The sequence below is a fragment of the Candidatus Regiella insecticola LSR1 genome, from assembly GCF_000143625.1.
In the GTDB taxonomy this organism is placed as follows: domain Bacteria; phylum Pseudomonadota; class Gammaproteobacteria; order Enterobacterales; family Enterobacteriaceae; genus Regiella; species Regiella insecticola.
Genome location: NZ_GL379591.1, coordinates 121,070 through 134,860, shown reverse-complemented (window position 1 = coordinate 134,860; position 13,791 = coordinate 121,070). Strand labels below are relative to the sequence as shown.

The following is a 13,791-nucleotide window of genomic DNA, read 5'->3' as shown; positions in this document are numbered from 1 at the left end:
CTCTTCGGAAACTATCATTTATCTAATTTCCATATTATAAATTGCAGCAATCAGATTAAATCTTAATCCAAAACGTTTTCGCCTGTTTCGATAACGGTCTGATACAATTTTAAATCTTTTAATCATACCAATGACATGTTCGTTTAATACACGCTGGCTTGATAACGCACGATTGTTGCGTTTATCTTCTTTTGTTAAGGGATTTTTCTTTGTCTTTTTCTTAGGCAACGCCGAGTTTGAATGAATCTTGCCAAGCCCTTGGTAACCTGTATCGGTAACTGTTTTGATGTCAGGATGTATTCGCACACCAGACTCCTTAAACAACCTAAAATCATGGCGCCTCCCATTCGTAAAGCTTGTACAGATGACTGCTTTACTTTTTTTATCAACGAGCACTTGTGTTTTTAAGGTGTGTCGTTTCTTTTTTCCTGAGTAAAACGGCTTTTGTTTTTTTGGGGACGTTCAATCGGCGTTTCTGTGGCATCAATAAGAACCAGCTCATACTCCCTATCCCTTTTTAATACAGCTTTGCGTCCAGGTAGGGCAAAATCAGGATGCTTTATTAGCGTATTCTCTATCCATTTAATCGTTTCATAGCATGTGCTCTCACTCACGCCATAGCTTTGGCTGACATGAAAATAAGTGCGATATTCTCGTATATACTCCAGTGCCATTAATAAGCGCTCTTCTAAACCCCGCTTGGGTTTCCGACCTCCTTTCCCTTGCTTACTCTTATCTGCTTCATTCAATATCTTTATCATCTTTTCAAATGTACTGCGTTTAACACCCGTTAAGCGACGAAATTTTTCCTCTTCCAGTACTTTTATTACTTCATATTTCATGGCGGCTCCTTGTTCAGGAGTGTTTTACCAAAATTCCTCATGAATGCTAGTTTCCGAAGAGGTCTACTGGTTACGCCGCCATCAGCCGGACAGTATGGCCAATCACTATGGCTTATGCGGTATGAATTGATTTAAAATAAAGGGTCAGAAAACAAGGTATCGATATCACATAGTCGCTTTCTGCGAAGGGCTTTAGCTTGAGCCCATTTGTGCTCAATGGGATTCATGTCAGGAGAATACGTGGGGAGATATTCGAGAATAAAGCCAGCTTTCTGTATAGCAGCCTGGATGTCTTGGCGTTTATGGAAGCGCACATTATCCATCACAAGGACTGCCCCTGGAGGGGATTTTGGCAGTAAATCTTTGGGTGACCCAGGCATAAAAAATATCGCTGTTGATATGGCAGTCGAAGGTACAAACCGTAGTTAATTTTCCGTTAAGCTGTGCACCAATGACATTAGTACGTGCTTTGGCATGGCAATCGTGTTGGCCGTAACAGCGCTTCCCTTTCACTGAATAACCATAAAGACGCGGCATATCATGAGCAAAACCGCTTTCATCCACGTTAGCCCTGGAGCTTAGTCTGAAAATCTTTTCGAGCTTGGACGTCGGCTTTGGGGGGATAAAATGTTTTTTTTATAGCTAAAACCCGCCCGCTTTAAGGCATCACAGATACCCCTGGCACTCACACCCATCCGTGGCGCCCGCTCGTGCTGAGACGCGTCAGGGTAGGTTTCCACATCCAGAATCAACGCCGCTCTGTTTATTTTGGTAGCGGGTTTATTACGCGTCAAACAAGGCTCCAGGCGTTTCGCCCATCGCATCAAACTGGCACTTCCTACACCAAAACGGTCGGCGGTTTCAGCATAAGTGAGGGCTTCTTTCTTTTTGAAAGCCAATACATTCTGAACTGCTTTTTTTGCAGGTCAAAGACGCCATTACGGAAGCCGATTAAGTGACGAGCCGGGCTTTTCATTAACGGCAGTTGAAGTTTTAGTGCATCAACGGCAGAACGGATGCCTATTGACGTATAAGGCACATCTGATCCGATAAAGATAGCCACCATTTCCCGCATTAAATCGCGATCACTGATGGCACGCCAGGCGATACCGTCGTAGTGGTGTACAGAATCAGACAAAGGCTCCAACGCCAAATCACCGTTATAGCGTGCTAACAAGACCTCGCCGCGTTGACTGGCGCCCATCTGGCTCAATGTCGGACGGGTAGGCTTATCATGATTTATCGCATCAGCAGGTTGATACAGTGCTCCGCTGAAAGCCTGTATAGCGGCTTCTATGCCGTATTGCTGCCGGTAATCGTCCCAGTCGGCTTTATGCTAGGTAGGCGGTAAAGCAACCCACCCAGAAACCGCAATAGCGGCTTTTTCGGCGGCGATAGCGCCAATATTCTTCTTAAATTGGCCTTTTTCATCGCATTGATTGGCTTGATCGCAGTCGTTATCAGCGGCAATGATAATTTTTGCTTCTGACCAGCGTTCACGGCATATTTTTGCTACTTCGATTAAATTGCCCGCATCCAATGCCGCAATAGCGATGCCTGAAGCCAATAATGACACCGTAACCGCAGTTCGCATAACCTTCGGTGATCAGCACTGTTTCAGCTTGTTCCGGCAGTTCGCCCACGGGAATAAATGCCCCTTTCTTACGGGTACCCGTCAGATAAGGTTTATCGCCATTCGGGTAAATACGCTGTGCACCCGTGATCTTGCCGTCTATTGTTTGCAGCGCAAGCAGCAAGACACCGTTCGGCAGGATAGGCAGACCGGGGCAGTGAAGCCCCTTATTCATCAGATAATGAGATTCACCCAATACCGTTTTTGCCATCAATGCCGCTATCTGCTCAGCAATGGGTTTGTCCGTTGAAGGCTCTTCTTTGGCGGGGGCGGGTTTCATCCTTTTTTCTGGCAAGGGCATAGCCAGCACATTCGCGACCAGCTTAGCTGCTTGACGGGCGTTACATCGGTTAACTTTCATCACCAAATCCAGCCCGGTACCAGCACCACAATGAGAACAGAAATAGGTGCCTCTGCCTTCCTTGTCGTCAAAACGATAACGGGTTTTACCCCCACAGTTTGGGCATTGACCTTCCTGCCGATGGGTTGGGATCGCCAGTTGTCGTAAAATCGCCTCCCAATGACCGTTAGCCTGTGTTCGTACCTCATCAATAAAATTATCTTTTAGCCTGTCGGCAGGCTTTGCTGTCATAATGCCCCCTCTGTCAGCATGCCATAAAGCGCCTCAGTTTTTTCCAGCAGAATAAACAGCAGTGTTTCCCTGGCATCCGCTTCCATGACAGACACAGCGGCATGAGTCAGCGCTAAGCACTGAAATGCTAAATCTTCAGCAGTGATCGGGGTTTTATCAATGCGTGTGGACATGGCATCCTCCCAGAGCAGGAAGGCGACCGGCAAACAAAAGAATATAATCGGCAACGTAGCGCTGACGGGCTGATTTTTCATCAATTGCCGTAGCGTACAGCATGATAGGCTTAATTTTTTTCTGACTGCGGTTGATCGCCGCAAAGATATAGGTACACTTTGACGTAGCCATAGCGTTAGTCCTTCTAACGAGGTGGTTAGATGCCCGGTTAGTGCTACTACACTGCCGGGCTTCGCTTTACTTTGAGTCATGCAAAACTGTACATTGTCAACTCTATTGCAGATTAAACCACAGGAGTTGACAATGTCAACAACAGAAAATAAAGAACGCCATGTTGTCCAACTACGACTGGATAATGACTTATTTAAACGTCTTGTTATCGCCATGAAAGAAGACGGTGACGACAATAAGTCAGGATGGATTAAAAGATTACTGCAACGCGAGCTAAATAGGCGAGGCATTGAGCCAAAAAGTTGATTTACTCTTAATACAGTCATTGGCTGAATATGATTTTTTTTATCATTGAAGCGGCAGCTATTCCAAAGAGTAATATTTATTGTATTACTCTTTCCTTTTTGTGTACCCGTGGTGAGCGGTACAAATTGGATAGATGAAAGACATGTAGAAAGAGAAGTAATTTGCAAACACTTCTTATCGTGGTATAGACAATTATAAAGCTCTTCATCTTCTTGAAAGCAAAATTCTTTTGGTACTATCGAATTGAATACCCGAGCCATCACGCCACCTCCCCACGCGATTCTATAATGCGTTGATTAATCCATGCATCCACTTCACTTTCGATAAAAGCGATAGCGCGCGTGCCAATCTTTACCGGCACAGGAAAACGATGTTGACTGATAAGACGGTAAATCCATGCCTTGCTGTAACCAGTACGGCGCTGGACTTCGGGTAAACGGATAAATAATTGCGGCATGTAGCCTCCCTATATACTTTTAAATAACAAGGGAGAACTCTAGACTAGCGTAGAAAACAATCCATAACCCTATTAAGTAGAGCATACAGTCTACTGTGTACAAGGTTCTTTCTATTAAGTACAACTACCATCTTACACCTTTTTCCTTGGCGTACAGGAGTATCCAATTTCTTATCGTTATCAGTTCGTAAACATAACTTTTACTTTCTAACCACGTTTTATAATACCCCGCAGCTTCCATTGCTGTTTTATAAATAGATTTCTTTTCAAACCAATCCTGACATACAAGCATTTTAGCCGCACGATTTTTTTTATGTCTTGAGTCAGTAGCTTTTTTGAGCATTTCTACTTTTTTTATTTATTAGACCTCTTCGGAAACCTACTGCGTGATACGGATCCTGCGTTGTCCGGTGCGCGCAATCCTCATGTACTTTATGTTAACGAAGGTTGCTGTGCACCGGGCGCCTTGACTCCACATAACGAACTACGGTTTCCAAAGAGGTCTATTCCATATCAATTCATCAATTTTTTCTTTTAATAGACTATTTTCTTTATATAACTTATTTAACTGGCTTTCATGCATAGCCTCGGTTTTGATCTTATCGCCATAACACATTGCCTTATATGCTTTCATGGCAGCTTCAGTTATAGGGTGAGACACATCCAATAATATATTTCCTTTTCCTGCTGGCTCTTTACCAATTAATTTTATAAGGCTAACAGCATCATTGATCAATGAAAGGCTGAGCGCGTAAAAATACTCACAAGGTTCAGCATCAATGAATCCCTCTTCCGTTTCATCATCTTTTAACCAATGAACAATTTCTCCCAAAGCATCAATAGGATCCATATTTTCTTCGTTGGGCACATCTAAATCTGAAGTATGGCCAATGAAATTAAGTATTAGGCCGTCTTTGCAAACATCAAATTCAAAAAGGTCTTGAGCAGGATGAGGATCACTTGAATACCGCAAGTGATCCCGAAGATTTTCTTCACGCTCGCTTATTTCCTTGTCTTGTTCTTGCTCAAAATATATTTCAATTAACTGATAAATGAGATCCTGAACATATTTAATTTGCTTATCTGTCCTGTTCTTTATTCTCAAAAAAAGATGGACACGATCAGCTACTTTCCTCAATTCCTCTATAGAATATAATGAAATTATATTATTTAACGGTAAAAAATAATCATCTCTACTTGTCACTACGTCACCTCACGCCCTCTATTAGTTAGGAGCTATGCCAGCCAGTAGAGGTGTACTGGTTTTCGGGGATCAGCCTAGACATAACTTATTCTTTTATGGCTTAGGTGTTATAAATTGACGTACAATATCGAAATGATTTATTGACCTATAAATACCAAAATGACTTATCCCTTAAAATTTCGTCAACATGTATTGGCTTTCAAAAAGAAAGAAGCCCTCACTTATGCTGAAACCGCCGACCGTTTTGGTGTAGGAAGTGCCAGTTTGATGCGATGGGCGAAACGCCTGGAGCCTTGTTTGACGCGTAATAAACCCGCTACCAAAATAAACAGAGCGGCGTTGATTCTGGATGTGGAAACCTACCCTGACGCGTCTCAACACGAGCGGGCGCCACGGATGGGTGTGAGTGCCAGGGGTATCTGTGATGCCTTAAAGCGGGCGGGTTTTAGCTATAAAAAAAACATTTTATCCCCCCAAAGCCGACGTCCAAGCTCGAAAAGATTTTCAGACTAAGCTCCAGGGCTAACGTGGATGAAAGCGGTTTTGCTCATGATATGCCGCGTCTTTATGGTTATTCAGTGAAAGGGAAGCGCTGTTACGGCCAACACGATTGCCATGCCAAAGCACGTACTAATGTCATTGGTGCACAGCTTAACGGAAAATTAACTACGGTTTGTACCTTCGACTGCCATATCAACAGCGATATTTTTTATGCCTGGGTCACCCAAGATTTACTGCCAAAATCCCCTCCAGGGGCAGTCCTTGTGATGGATAATGTGCGCTTCCATCTGCATATTATCATCAAGAAGATCACTCAATAACATGAAGGAGATCGCTCAATAACATTCAAGGCGATCACTGAATAACATTGAAGGAGATCACTTTTTCGGCAAAATGTTATTGAGCGATCTCCATGAATATTATTAGTTCAGCTTGTCCTCTGTAGGTGTGTTTTTACCGTTATCCTGTCGTTTTATTGACGAGCAGATAACCATGTCGGCATTCCGTATATCGATGAGAAAACTAAAAGAAATACTCAGGCTAAAATACCGTTGTCAACTGAGCCATCGTCAGATTGCAAAGAGTTTATCCGTCTCCCCCTCAGTGGTGTCTCGTTACCTCAATCAGGCTGCACAACTTGGTATCAGGGATTATCCGCTTTCTCCGGAGTGGAATGAGCTAAATTTACGGGCAGCGTTCAAACAAACCCCGGTAAAAAAGAAAAAAAGCTCGCTGCCTGACTGGAGCCTGATTTGTCAGGAACTGAAGCATAAAATCATGACGCTACAGCTGTTATACGAGGAATATCAGCAGCAAAATCCAGCCAATCATTACAGGTATGCCCATTTTGCCGCCTCTACAAAAGCTGGCAGCAAGTGCAATCCCCGTCGATGCGACAAACCCACAAAGCGGGAGAAAAGCTGTTCGTCGATTATTGTGGCCCCACCCTCAACGTCACTCACCCCAAAACGGGTGAACAGCGCACAGCTCAGGTGTTTGTGGCGGTTCTCGGGGCGTCAAATTACACCTATGCCGAAGCTACCTGGAGTCAATGCTTAGAAAATTGGGTGATGAGCCATGCGCGTTGTTTTGACTTTTTCGGGGGGGTGCCTGAGTTATAGTGCCGGATAATTTAAAAAGTGGCATCGATAAAGCGTGTCGTTACGAGCCTGATTTAAATCCGACCTATCAACAACTTGCCTACCATTACGATACCGTCGTGGTAGCGGCGCGCCCTTACAAACCCAAAGATAAAGCCAAGGTTGAAGTGGCGGTACAAATTGTTGAACGTTGGATAATGGCTAAACTGAGGCGAGAGACGTTCTACAGCTTGAAGGCGTTAAATCAGCGGATACAGGAGTTGCTGATAGAACTCAATAACAAGCCGATGAAAAAGCGACCGGGCAGCCGCTTAAGCCAGTTTCAACAGATAGATAAACCGGTGTTAAAACCCTTGCCACGCTTACCCTATCGCTATACGCAGGTGACACAAGTCCGCGTCCAGATGGACTACCACGTTGAAGTGGATAAGCATTATTACTCCGTCCCGCATACGTTACTGAAACAAAAATTAGAAGCGCATGTCAGTGGAGAACTTGTCAACCTGTTTCATCGGGGTGAGCTAGTCGCGGTACATCCACGCTCACACGACGTGGGCGGTCACTCCACGCTAGAAAATCATATGCCTGAAGCCCATAAACAACAGGGTCGCTGGACAGCGTCCCGTGTTGACTACTCAGCGTCACGCCAACTCGATAAAGCCACTATCCGCTCACTGACACAAGGGGAATGGTTGAAACACCATCAAAATATACTGATTACCGGCGCTACCGGTTGCGGCAAGACTTGGTTAGCCTGTGCACTCGGTCACCATTATTGCCAGCAAGGGATGAGCGTCTTTTACTTCAGGCTCAAGCAACTGCTAGCACAAATGTACCTGGCACAAGCCCAGGGCAGTTATCGAAAATTACTGGATACATTAGCCAATTGCTCGCTTTTGCTACTCGACGATTGGGGATTAGAGCCACTTAACTCTCAGCAGCGGGGAGATTTATTGGAGCTAATCGATGCCAGATACGATCGTACTTCCACACTCATCACCAGCCAGCTCCCTGTTGCTAATTGGTACCAGATGATCGGCGAATCCACTCATGCCGATGCCATTTTAGACCGATTGCTGCACAATGCTATCAAACTAGAACTAAAGGGCGAATCAATGAGAAAATCAATGAATAAATTGACTCAAGGAGATCACTCAGGCTAACTTAAATCTGTTCTACAGAGACGCTGAATAAGTGATCTCCTTCATGTTATTGAGTGATCTTCTTGATGATAATATGCACATAAAAAATATCGCTGTTGATATGGCAGTCGAAACTTGATTATGATAGCTATGAAATAGGCAAGCCTGCTCAATTTGTTGAGCAACAGGCCGATGCCATTATGCAAAAATTATTCACTAGCCTACTGAATGCTCCCGCTACTTCCCCGCAGAATGCGGTTCCCTCTGTCAGCCCAGTGACATCGCTCGGCCTGCAAATCACCGATCAACTGACATCGGAGCTAGCTATTTTTTATCAGCAAGTGACAACGCCCATTGCTCCAGCAATCGATGCCCTCCCCTCACCATGACATTGGCAGCACGTTTAGAGCGTACCAGGAAGCTGGTTTCTCAACTGACTTTTTCACCTGAAAAGAGCCTTTTTTCGCTTGAGGCTAATCAGCGTGCCGATCTGCTCGATTTTTTTCACCGTGATGATGAGCTGGATATCAAAAGATTAATGTTAACCACAGTCAATGACATGGAATATTGGTTATGGAGTGTTCAGGTACGTCAATTGAAGCAGCTGGGGGGCATACATTCTCAACTCAGTTCGTTAAGTGGGCAGCGAGCGTTGGAAAAAAGTGAAGCCTGGCAACGCAATCAAAAAACAGGTGAAATGGCGTTACAAAACGCGGGCATGAAAGCGGGGAGACTGCCTGATATTGAGGCACAAACGAATGAGGCGCTTCACGGTTTGTATATGGGGCATAGCTGGGCTGAAGCAGTGGCACTCGGCTTGATTTGGCTTGATGCACGCTCATCAGGAAATGCAAGACAGTTTTTCAGAGCACTGTTTTTTAACAGAATGCGAACTTATTCCGCTTCGCAAGCCACTTTAGCGAGGGAGTTACCTAAAACCTTCCATCAGTTAAAGAAAATGGGTATCAGTAAACGACCTGTTTTTACCCGCTCTGCCGTTTCTATTTTTACCGCGGGCGTGGGTGATTATGTGTTAAAAACAGCGCATCATGCGCTGATGCTATCTATTCGTGTTGAAAATGAGCAACATGCTTATTATTTGTATGATCCCCATATAGGGGAAGTACATCTTCGTGGGGTTTATGCCATAAAAACGGTCGAGGCACTCAAGGCGTTACTCGATGATTACCTGGAGGAGGAAAATGACCAGGTTAACAGCCAAACGCGCGCTCAACGTTATGGCGTGGACAAAGTCAATGGTCAATACGCCTTCGAGATTTACCAAATCGATCTCCTACAGGCAAGAGAGGCTTGGCCAGCGCTAAACGGGTTGCAAACTGTATTTGATCATTTTTCAGAAAATTTACAGCAGTCGGCGGTGTCTTTGCCTGCTCATGATGTGGAGCTCGCGACTGAATTGCTGGATCAGATGAAGATAACCATTGAAGGTAATGCCATTAATGCCGCCGGGCTGGCTGATATTACCTTAACCTCAGGAATGCATTTTGATCTCGAACGACTTAATTACTATCTCACCCATTCCAGTAACAGCATCTCGACGGGGCAACCCTCTGCACCAGGGCAGCCCAGTGTGCCGGGGCAAACCAGCGCCGGGCAAAAAACAGTGCCACAACAAAACAGTGCACTGGGCGTTGAATATTTAGCCCCCAGCAGTAATCGTGTGCTCGCCGATAGCTCAGCCCCAACCCGAGTCGCCATAGCGGTAGGTAGGCTAAATACCCAAGCGCCGGCAAACAAGTATCCGCATATTAACCGATTCAGCCATTATGGCGGATCAACCATGCAGGGATACGGTTACGCACGTGGCCTTTATGATCTAACAAAATATTTTGACATACTCGAAAATGAAAATTTATCGGATCAAAAGAAACAAGAAGCGCTATTTCGACTAGAGATGTCAGCGGCTTCTTTGCTCTCTAATTTCACTATTGATAGCACCCAGTATGGTTTGAATAAACTGGGAGAAAAATTGATTACAGGATCAAATGCCAGTAAAACCGGGGGATCAGCTGCCGTCAGCTCACCCTTGAAATCGTCATCGCTCAACGTTGGCCAAAAAATAGTGAGATTTGGTGGGCCGACATTAAGTGTCATTGGCAGTGGTTTCGATATTTACAATGCACAGGATTCGTTTTCCGCTTTATCCCATACCACTGACGCAAAGGAACGACAAGATTTAATTGTCAGTGGGTCACTCTCGCTTATCGGGGCAGCTGTGGGTATCGGCACCGCCATCGCTTGTGCATTAGGGGGAACCGCCGCCACAGTGGCAGGCCCGGAGGCACTGGCGGCAGGGCTGATACTGATTATCACCTCACAGCTTTATTCTTCAATACGTCAGATCGAAGAGCTGAAAAGACATGTCAATCTCACCTTCATGCAAACGTTGCACAGCGGCTGGTTGCTTTTCTGGAATCGGCCACTGGATGTGGCTATTTCAAATGAAGCAGGCTACCAACAGACATTAGATCAGGTACGTCAGCAGTACAATCAACAACAAGAGCAATACGCAAAACAATTCCTCAATCATGGCCGTAATGTCAGCACCCTTTATTACAGTCGTGGCCAAGTCACCCTACAAGCACATCCTTATAAGCAGTTGATGGGGCAACCGGCCACCCATACCCTAAACAGCCGGCATGTCGCCCCGATGATCTATTACACTGACAATCAGGTAATTAAAGACAACATTAGGCCTGAAGAAAGTGAAAGCGTGCATGAGAAATACCGTCAGCGTCGATATTTTAATCAAAAAGAGTTTAATGACTATAACGCTGTGATGGGGGATTTTAATGGCGATGGTCGTCTTGATATTGGCTACTTTTCTCCTCAGGGATTTTATCTGTTCACTGCGGCTGAAAATGGCGCTTATCATCAAGCAAAATTAATTAAAAATATTCCCTTCCTGGCACACAATTTTGCTCACCCCCGGCGTCTGGTGGGTGATATTAACCGTGATGGCCGTGATGATATTATTCTTTTCCCCGCGATCCGCACCGAGGGGGAAACCACGCTGAAAATTATGTTGGCACAAGAGAACGGTAGTTTTTTCCCTATCAGACAACGATTGCCACAAAATATCTTAGAAGATTTAGCCAACCCCGGGGCAATATGCGGCGATATTGATGGTGATGGCCATGCTGATTTGGTGTCGTTCAGTGGCGGAAAGATTTGGCTTTATTACGGCACCCGCTCCGGAAGATTTAGTGTTTATAATACGCTCATTACACCAACCCCCTCGACAGCGGTTCCTGCTGACGCCCTTTCGTTAACTACGCTGTCCCCTTTTAGTACGCCATTCAGTGAAAGACAAATGCGTATCTATCAGCGGATACAGGCGAAAACAGTCAATTCGGCTATATTGCCGACCATTCCTCTACAGGCTTTTACCAGTCGTTATACTCACCAAGGCGTGGCTGATATCAATGGCGATGACTGTGACGATATTGTTTCATTCACTGACGAAGGGAAAATCCACACCTTATTGGGCAGCAGTAATCGACAGAAAAAACTGACTGCCTTGAACACACAGTCTTGTGAACTACTCGGCGACATGTTCAACAATCTGACGGGGATTAAAGCTTCACAGATACAGCTAGATGACCTAGATCAAGATGATCGCGCGGATTTGGTGATTATCAACGACGATGGCAGCTATACCTTCGCCCAGGGGCAAGCGGATGGGCAGTTTGGCGCGATGATTGATGGCGATAGCCGTCAAGAACAGAGGGAAAGTGGCGATGATCAGCCCAATATGTTAGCGATACCAGAGCAGCAACATATTTTGGGCATCACGCGAGGAGAAACCGGCCAAAAAGTATTATTGTCACTCAATACTGCCGGAGAGGTTAACGCGCATTCTTTTATCGCTTTGCGCAAGCAAGATAAGATAGTTTGGTTCAAGCTGAATGAAGGTAATGATACGGCGACCGGCGCCTGGGAACAACGAAACTATTTTGAGGTAGGCTCCGGCAAAAAAACCTTTACTGGTGGTCGCTATGCCGACAGTTTTTTACTGATGGGAAGCCCGGTATCGGGTCAACCTAGTGTGCTCGACGGGGGTGCCGATCCTGCCTCTCATCTCCCTCTTAATGACTATGATGTTGTGATGGCAACGGCTGAGCCTGATGATGGATTGGGGTATGTGATCAATCTTGCCGCTAACTATGTCGGCTATATAGAGAAAAGTAAAACGCAGCACAATGAAATAAAAGAAACGGAAATAGCCCTAGACGAAAATAAACGGCTTGCCATTTTACGCAATATCGAAAATGCGCAAGGACACAGTAAAACCTGCGATATTCTGATCGGCAATCATCGAGATAATGTGCTCAACGGGGCGGGAGCCCAAGATGTACTTATCGGTAATGGCGGCAATGATGTGTTGATTTTATCCGAGGGAACGGCCAGGGGCGGAACAGGTACTGATAGCTATCGTATTTTACAAAACCAGCAAGCGCATTCTGTTTTAATCAGTTTACAGGAAACAGGAAATACAGAAGACATCAGCAATATTTTGATTGATTATCAAGCCGATAAAATAGAATCTGTGACGCTGCGTGGGGAGCATATTGTTATCAGCTTACGTAATAGACCTCTTCGGAAACTATCATTTATCTAATTTCCATATTATAAATTGCAGCAATCAGATTAAATCTTAATCCAAAACGTTTTCGCCTGTTTCGATAACGGTCTGATACAATTTTAAATCTTTTAATCATACCAATGACATGTTCGTTTAATACACGCTGGCTTGATAACGCACGATTGTTGCGTTTATCTTCTTTTGTTAAGGGATTTTTCTTTGTCTTTTTCTTAGGCAACGCCGAGTTTGAATGAATCTTGCCAAGCCCTTGGTAACCTGTATCGGTAACTGTTTTGATGTCAGGATGTATTCGCACACCAGACTCCTTAAACAACCTAAAATCATGGCGCCTCCCATTCGTAAAGCTTGTACAGATGACTGCTTTACTTTTTTTATCAACGAGCACTTGTGTTTTTAAGGTGTGTCGTTTCTTTTTTCCTGAGTAAAACGGCTTTTGTTTTTTTGGGGACGTTCAATCGGCGTTTCTGTGGCATCAATAAGAACCAGCTCATACTCCCTATCCCTTTTTAATACAGCTTTGCGTCCAGGTAGGGCAAAATCAGGATGCTTTATTAGCGTATTCTCTATCCATTTAATCGTTTCATAGCATGTGCTCTCACTCACGCCATAGCTTTGGCTGACATGAAAATAAGTGCGATATTCTCGTATATACTCCAGTGCCATTAATAAGCGCTCTTCTAAACCCCGCTTGGGTTTCCGACCTCCTTTCCCTTGCTTACTCTTATCTGCTTCATTCAATATCTTTATCATCTTTTCAAATGTACTGCGTTTAACACCCGTTAAGCGACGAAATTTTTCCTCTTCCAGTACTTTTATTACTTCATATTTCATGGCGGCTCCTTGTTCAGGAGTGTTTTACCAAAATTCTTATATGAATGCTAGTTTCCGAAGAGGTCTATTATCGTTTGCCATGATCTTAGCACTGAGGTTGAATGAAGTTAGCGCTAGACCTGCAACAAAAACCAAAGGTAATAGTTTCATGGCTTATTCCTCAATAATTAAATTTTCGTATCTAATGTAGCCAATCCATCAACGTTGTCAA

18 protein-coding genes and 1 pseudogene are annotated in these 13,791 nt (G+C 44.6%); 6 read left to right on the top strand and 13 right to left on the bottom strand.

From position 1 onward, the window contains the following. Positions 1 to 18 precede the first annotated feature (18 nt). The 9 genes from REG_RS12055 to REG_RS11195 form a co-directional block, all read right to left on the bottom strand. A protein-coding gene (locus REG_RS12055; RefSeq protein WP_260200023.1) for an IS5-like element ISRein1 family transposase occupies positions 19 to 842 on the bottom strand; the annotation gives its coding sequence in 2 pieces (ribosomal slippage) (positions 19 to 455 and positions 455 to 842; 825 coding nt in all). A gap of 131 nt (positions 843 to 973) precedes the next feature. Further along, positions 974 to 1,165, bottom strand: a complete 192-nt coding sequence (locus tag REG_RS14180; protein WP_260200071.1) for a transposase — start codon at positions 1,163 to 1,165, stop codon at positions 974 to 976. Beyond that, positions 1,158 to 1,406, bottom strand: coding sequence for a transposase (locus REG_RS14175; protein ID WP_260200036.1), 249 nt, complete (start codon positions 1,404 to 1,406; stop codon positions 1,158 to 1,160). Before REG_RS14175 ends, REG_RS14180 begins: the two co-directional genes overlap by 8 nt. A gap of 14 nt (positions 1,407 to 1,420) precedes the next feature. Beyond that, positions 1,421 to 1,741 carry an IS630 transposase-related protein gene (locus tag REG_RS05270; protein WP_039907441.1) on the bottom strand — a complete coding sequence of 107 codons (321 nt, stop codon included), beginning with the start codon at positions 1,739 to 1,741 and terminating at the stop codon, positions 1,421 to 1,423. After that, positions 1,681 to 2,046 (bottom strand): hypothetical protein, encoded by a 366-nt coding sequence (locus REG_RS13250; protein ID WP_050749333.1) that lies wholly within the window; start codon positions 2,044 to 2,046, stop codon positions 1,681 to 1,683. Before REG_RS13250 ends, REG_RS05270 begins: the two co-directional genes overlap by 61 nt. Positions 2,047 to 2,178: 132 nt before the next feature. Further along, entirely contained in the window at positions 2,179 to 2,382 is a 204-nt protein-coding gene (locus REG_RS14170) for a hypothetical protein (protein WP_050749332.1), read from the bottom strand. Then, positions 2,339 to 3,067: a primase-helicase zinc-binding domain-containing protein gene (locus tag REG_RS12050; protein WP_050749331.1), complete on the bottom strand. Its 729-nt coding sequence runs from the start codon at positions 3,065 to 3,067 to the stop codon at positions 2,339 to 2,341. The genes REG_RS14170 and REG_RS12050 overlap by 44 nt, the downstream gene beginning before the upstream one ends. Further along, positions 3,064 to 3,240 (bottom strand): hypothetical protein, encoded by a 177-nt coding sequence (locus REG_RS13245; protein ID WP_176603446.1) that lies wholly within the window; start codon positions 3,238 to 3,240, stop codon positions 3,064 to 3,066. The genes REG_RS12050 and REG_RS13245 overlap by 4 nt, the downstream gene beginning before the upstream one ends. Then, entirely contained in the window at positions 3,224 to 3,412 is a 189-nt protein-coding gene (locus REG_RS11195; RefSeq protein WP_071985172.1) for a host cell division inhibitor Icd-like protein, read from the bottom strand. Before REG_RS11195 ends, REG_RS13245 begins: the two co-directional genes overlap by 17 nt. 132 nt (positions 3,413 to 3,544) lie before the next feature. On the opposite strand from REG_RS11195, the gene REG_RS13240 reads away from it, so the two are divergent. Beyond that, positions 3,545 to 3,718, top strand: coding sequence for a hypothetical protein (locus tag REG_RS13240; RefSeq protein WP_176603445.1), 174 nt, complete (start codon positions 3,545 to 3,547; stop codon positions 3,716 to 3,718). 259 nt (positions 3,719 to 3,977) lie between these two features. Here REG_RS13240 and REG_RS05255 read toward each other — a convergent pair whose 3' ends face one another. From REG_RS05255 to REG_RS05245, 3 genes are all read right to left on the bottom strand, one after another. Further along, positions 3,978 to 4,175: a helix-turn-helix transcriptional regulator gene (locus REG_RS05255; RefSeq protein WP_006704750.1), complete on the bottom strand. Its 198-nt coding sequence runs from the start codon at positions 4,173 to 4,175 to the stop codon at positions 3,978 to 3,980. Positions 4,176 to 4,299: 124 nt separating this feature from the next. Then, positions 4,300 to 4,518 (bottom strand): hypothetical protein, encoded by a 219-nt coding sequence (locus tag REG_RS05250; protein WP_039907437.1) that lies wholly within the window; start codon positions 4,516 to 4,518, stop codon positions 4,300 to 4,302. Between the two features lie 141 nt (positions 4,519 to 4,659). Continuing rightward, a complete protein-coding gene (locus tag REG_RS05245; RefSeq protein ID WP_006704749.1) occupies positions 4,660 to 5,379 on the bottom strand; it encodes a hypothetical protein in 720 nt (239 codons plus the stop codon). Positions 5,380 to 5,538: 159 nt separating this feature from the next. Between REG_RS05245 and REG_RS05240 the strand changes: the two genes are divergently transcribed. The 5 genes and pseudogenes from REG_RS05240 to REG_RS05215 all read left to right on the top strand — a co-directional run bounded on the left by REG_RS05240 (position 5,539) and on the right by REG_RS05215 (position 12,764). After that, complete coding sequence (locus REG_RS05240) at positions 5,539 to 5,892, top strand: IS630 transposase-related protein (protein ID WP_006704355.1); 354 nt, start codon at positions 5,539 to 5,541, stop codon at positions 5,890 to 5,892. Positions 5,893 to 5,906: 14 nt separating this feature from the next. After that, positions 5,907 to 6,200, top strand: coding sequence for a transposase (locus REG_RS05235; protein WP_141553621.1), 294 nt, complete (start codon positions 5,907 to 5,909; stop codon positions 6,198 to 6,200). Positions 6,201 to 6,372: 172 nt separating this feature from the next. Then, a pseudogene (gene istA / locus REG_RS14165) lies at positions 6,373 to 8,143 on the top strand (IS21 family transposase). A gap of 95 nt (positions 8,144 to 8,238) precedes the next feature. Then, positions 8,239 to 8,511, top strand: coding sequence for a hypothetical protein (locus REG_RS05220; protein WP_006704748.1), 273 nt, complete (start codon positions 8,239 to 8,241; stop codon positions 8,509 to 8,511). Beyond that, positions 8,508 to 12,764 carry an FG-GAP-like repeat-containing protein gene (locus REG_RS05215; protein ID WP_006704747.1) on the top strand — a complete coding sequence of 1,419 codons (4,257 nt, stop codon included), beginning with the start codon at positions 8,508 to 8,510 and terminating at the stop codon, positions 12,762 to 12,764. The genes REG_RS05220 and REG_RS05215 overlap by 4 nt, the downstream gene beginning before the upstream one ends. Here the strand turns inward: REG_RS05215 and REG_RS12040 are convergent. Beyond that, a protein-coding gene (locus REG_RS12040) for an IS5-like element ISRein1 family transposase (protein ID WP_260200023.1) occupies positions 12,757 to 13,580 on the bottom strand; the annotation gives its coding sequence in 2 pieces (ribosomal slippage) (positions 12,757 to 13,193 and positions 13,193 to 13,580; 825 coding nt in all). The genes REG_RS05215 and REG_RS12040 overlap by 8 nt on opposite strands. Positions 13,581 to 13,791 lie beyond the last annotated feature (211 nt).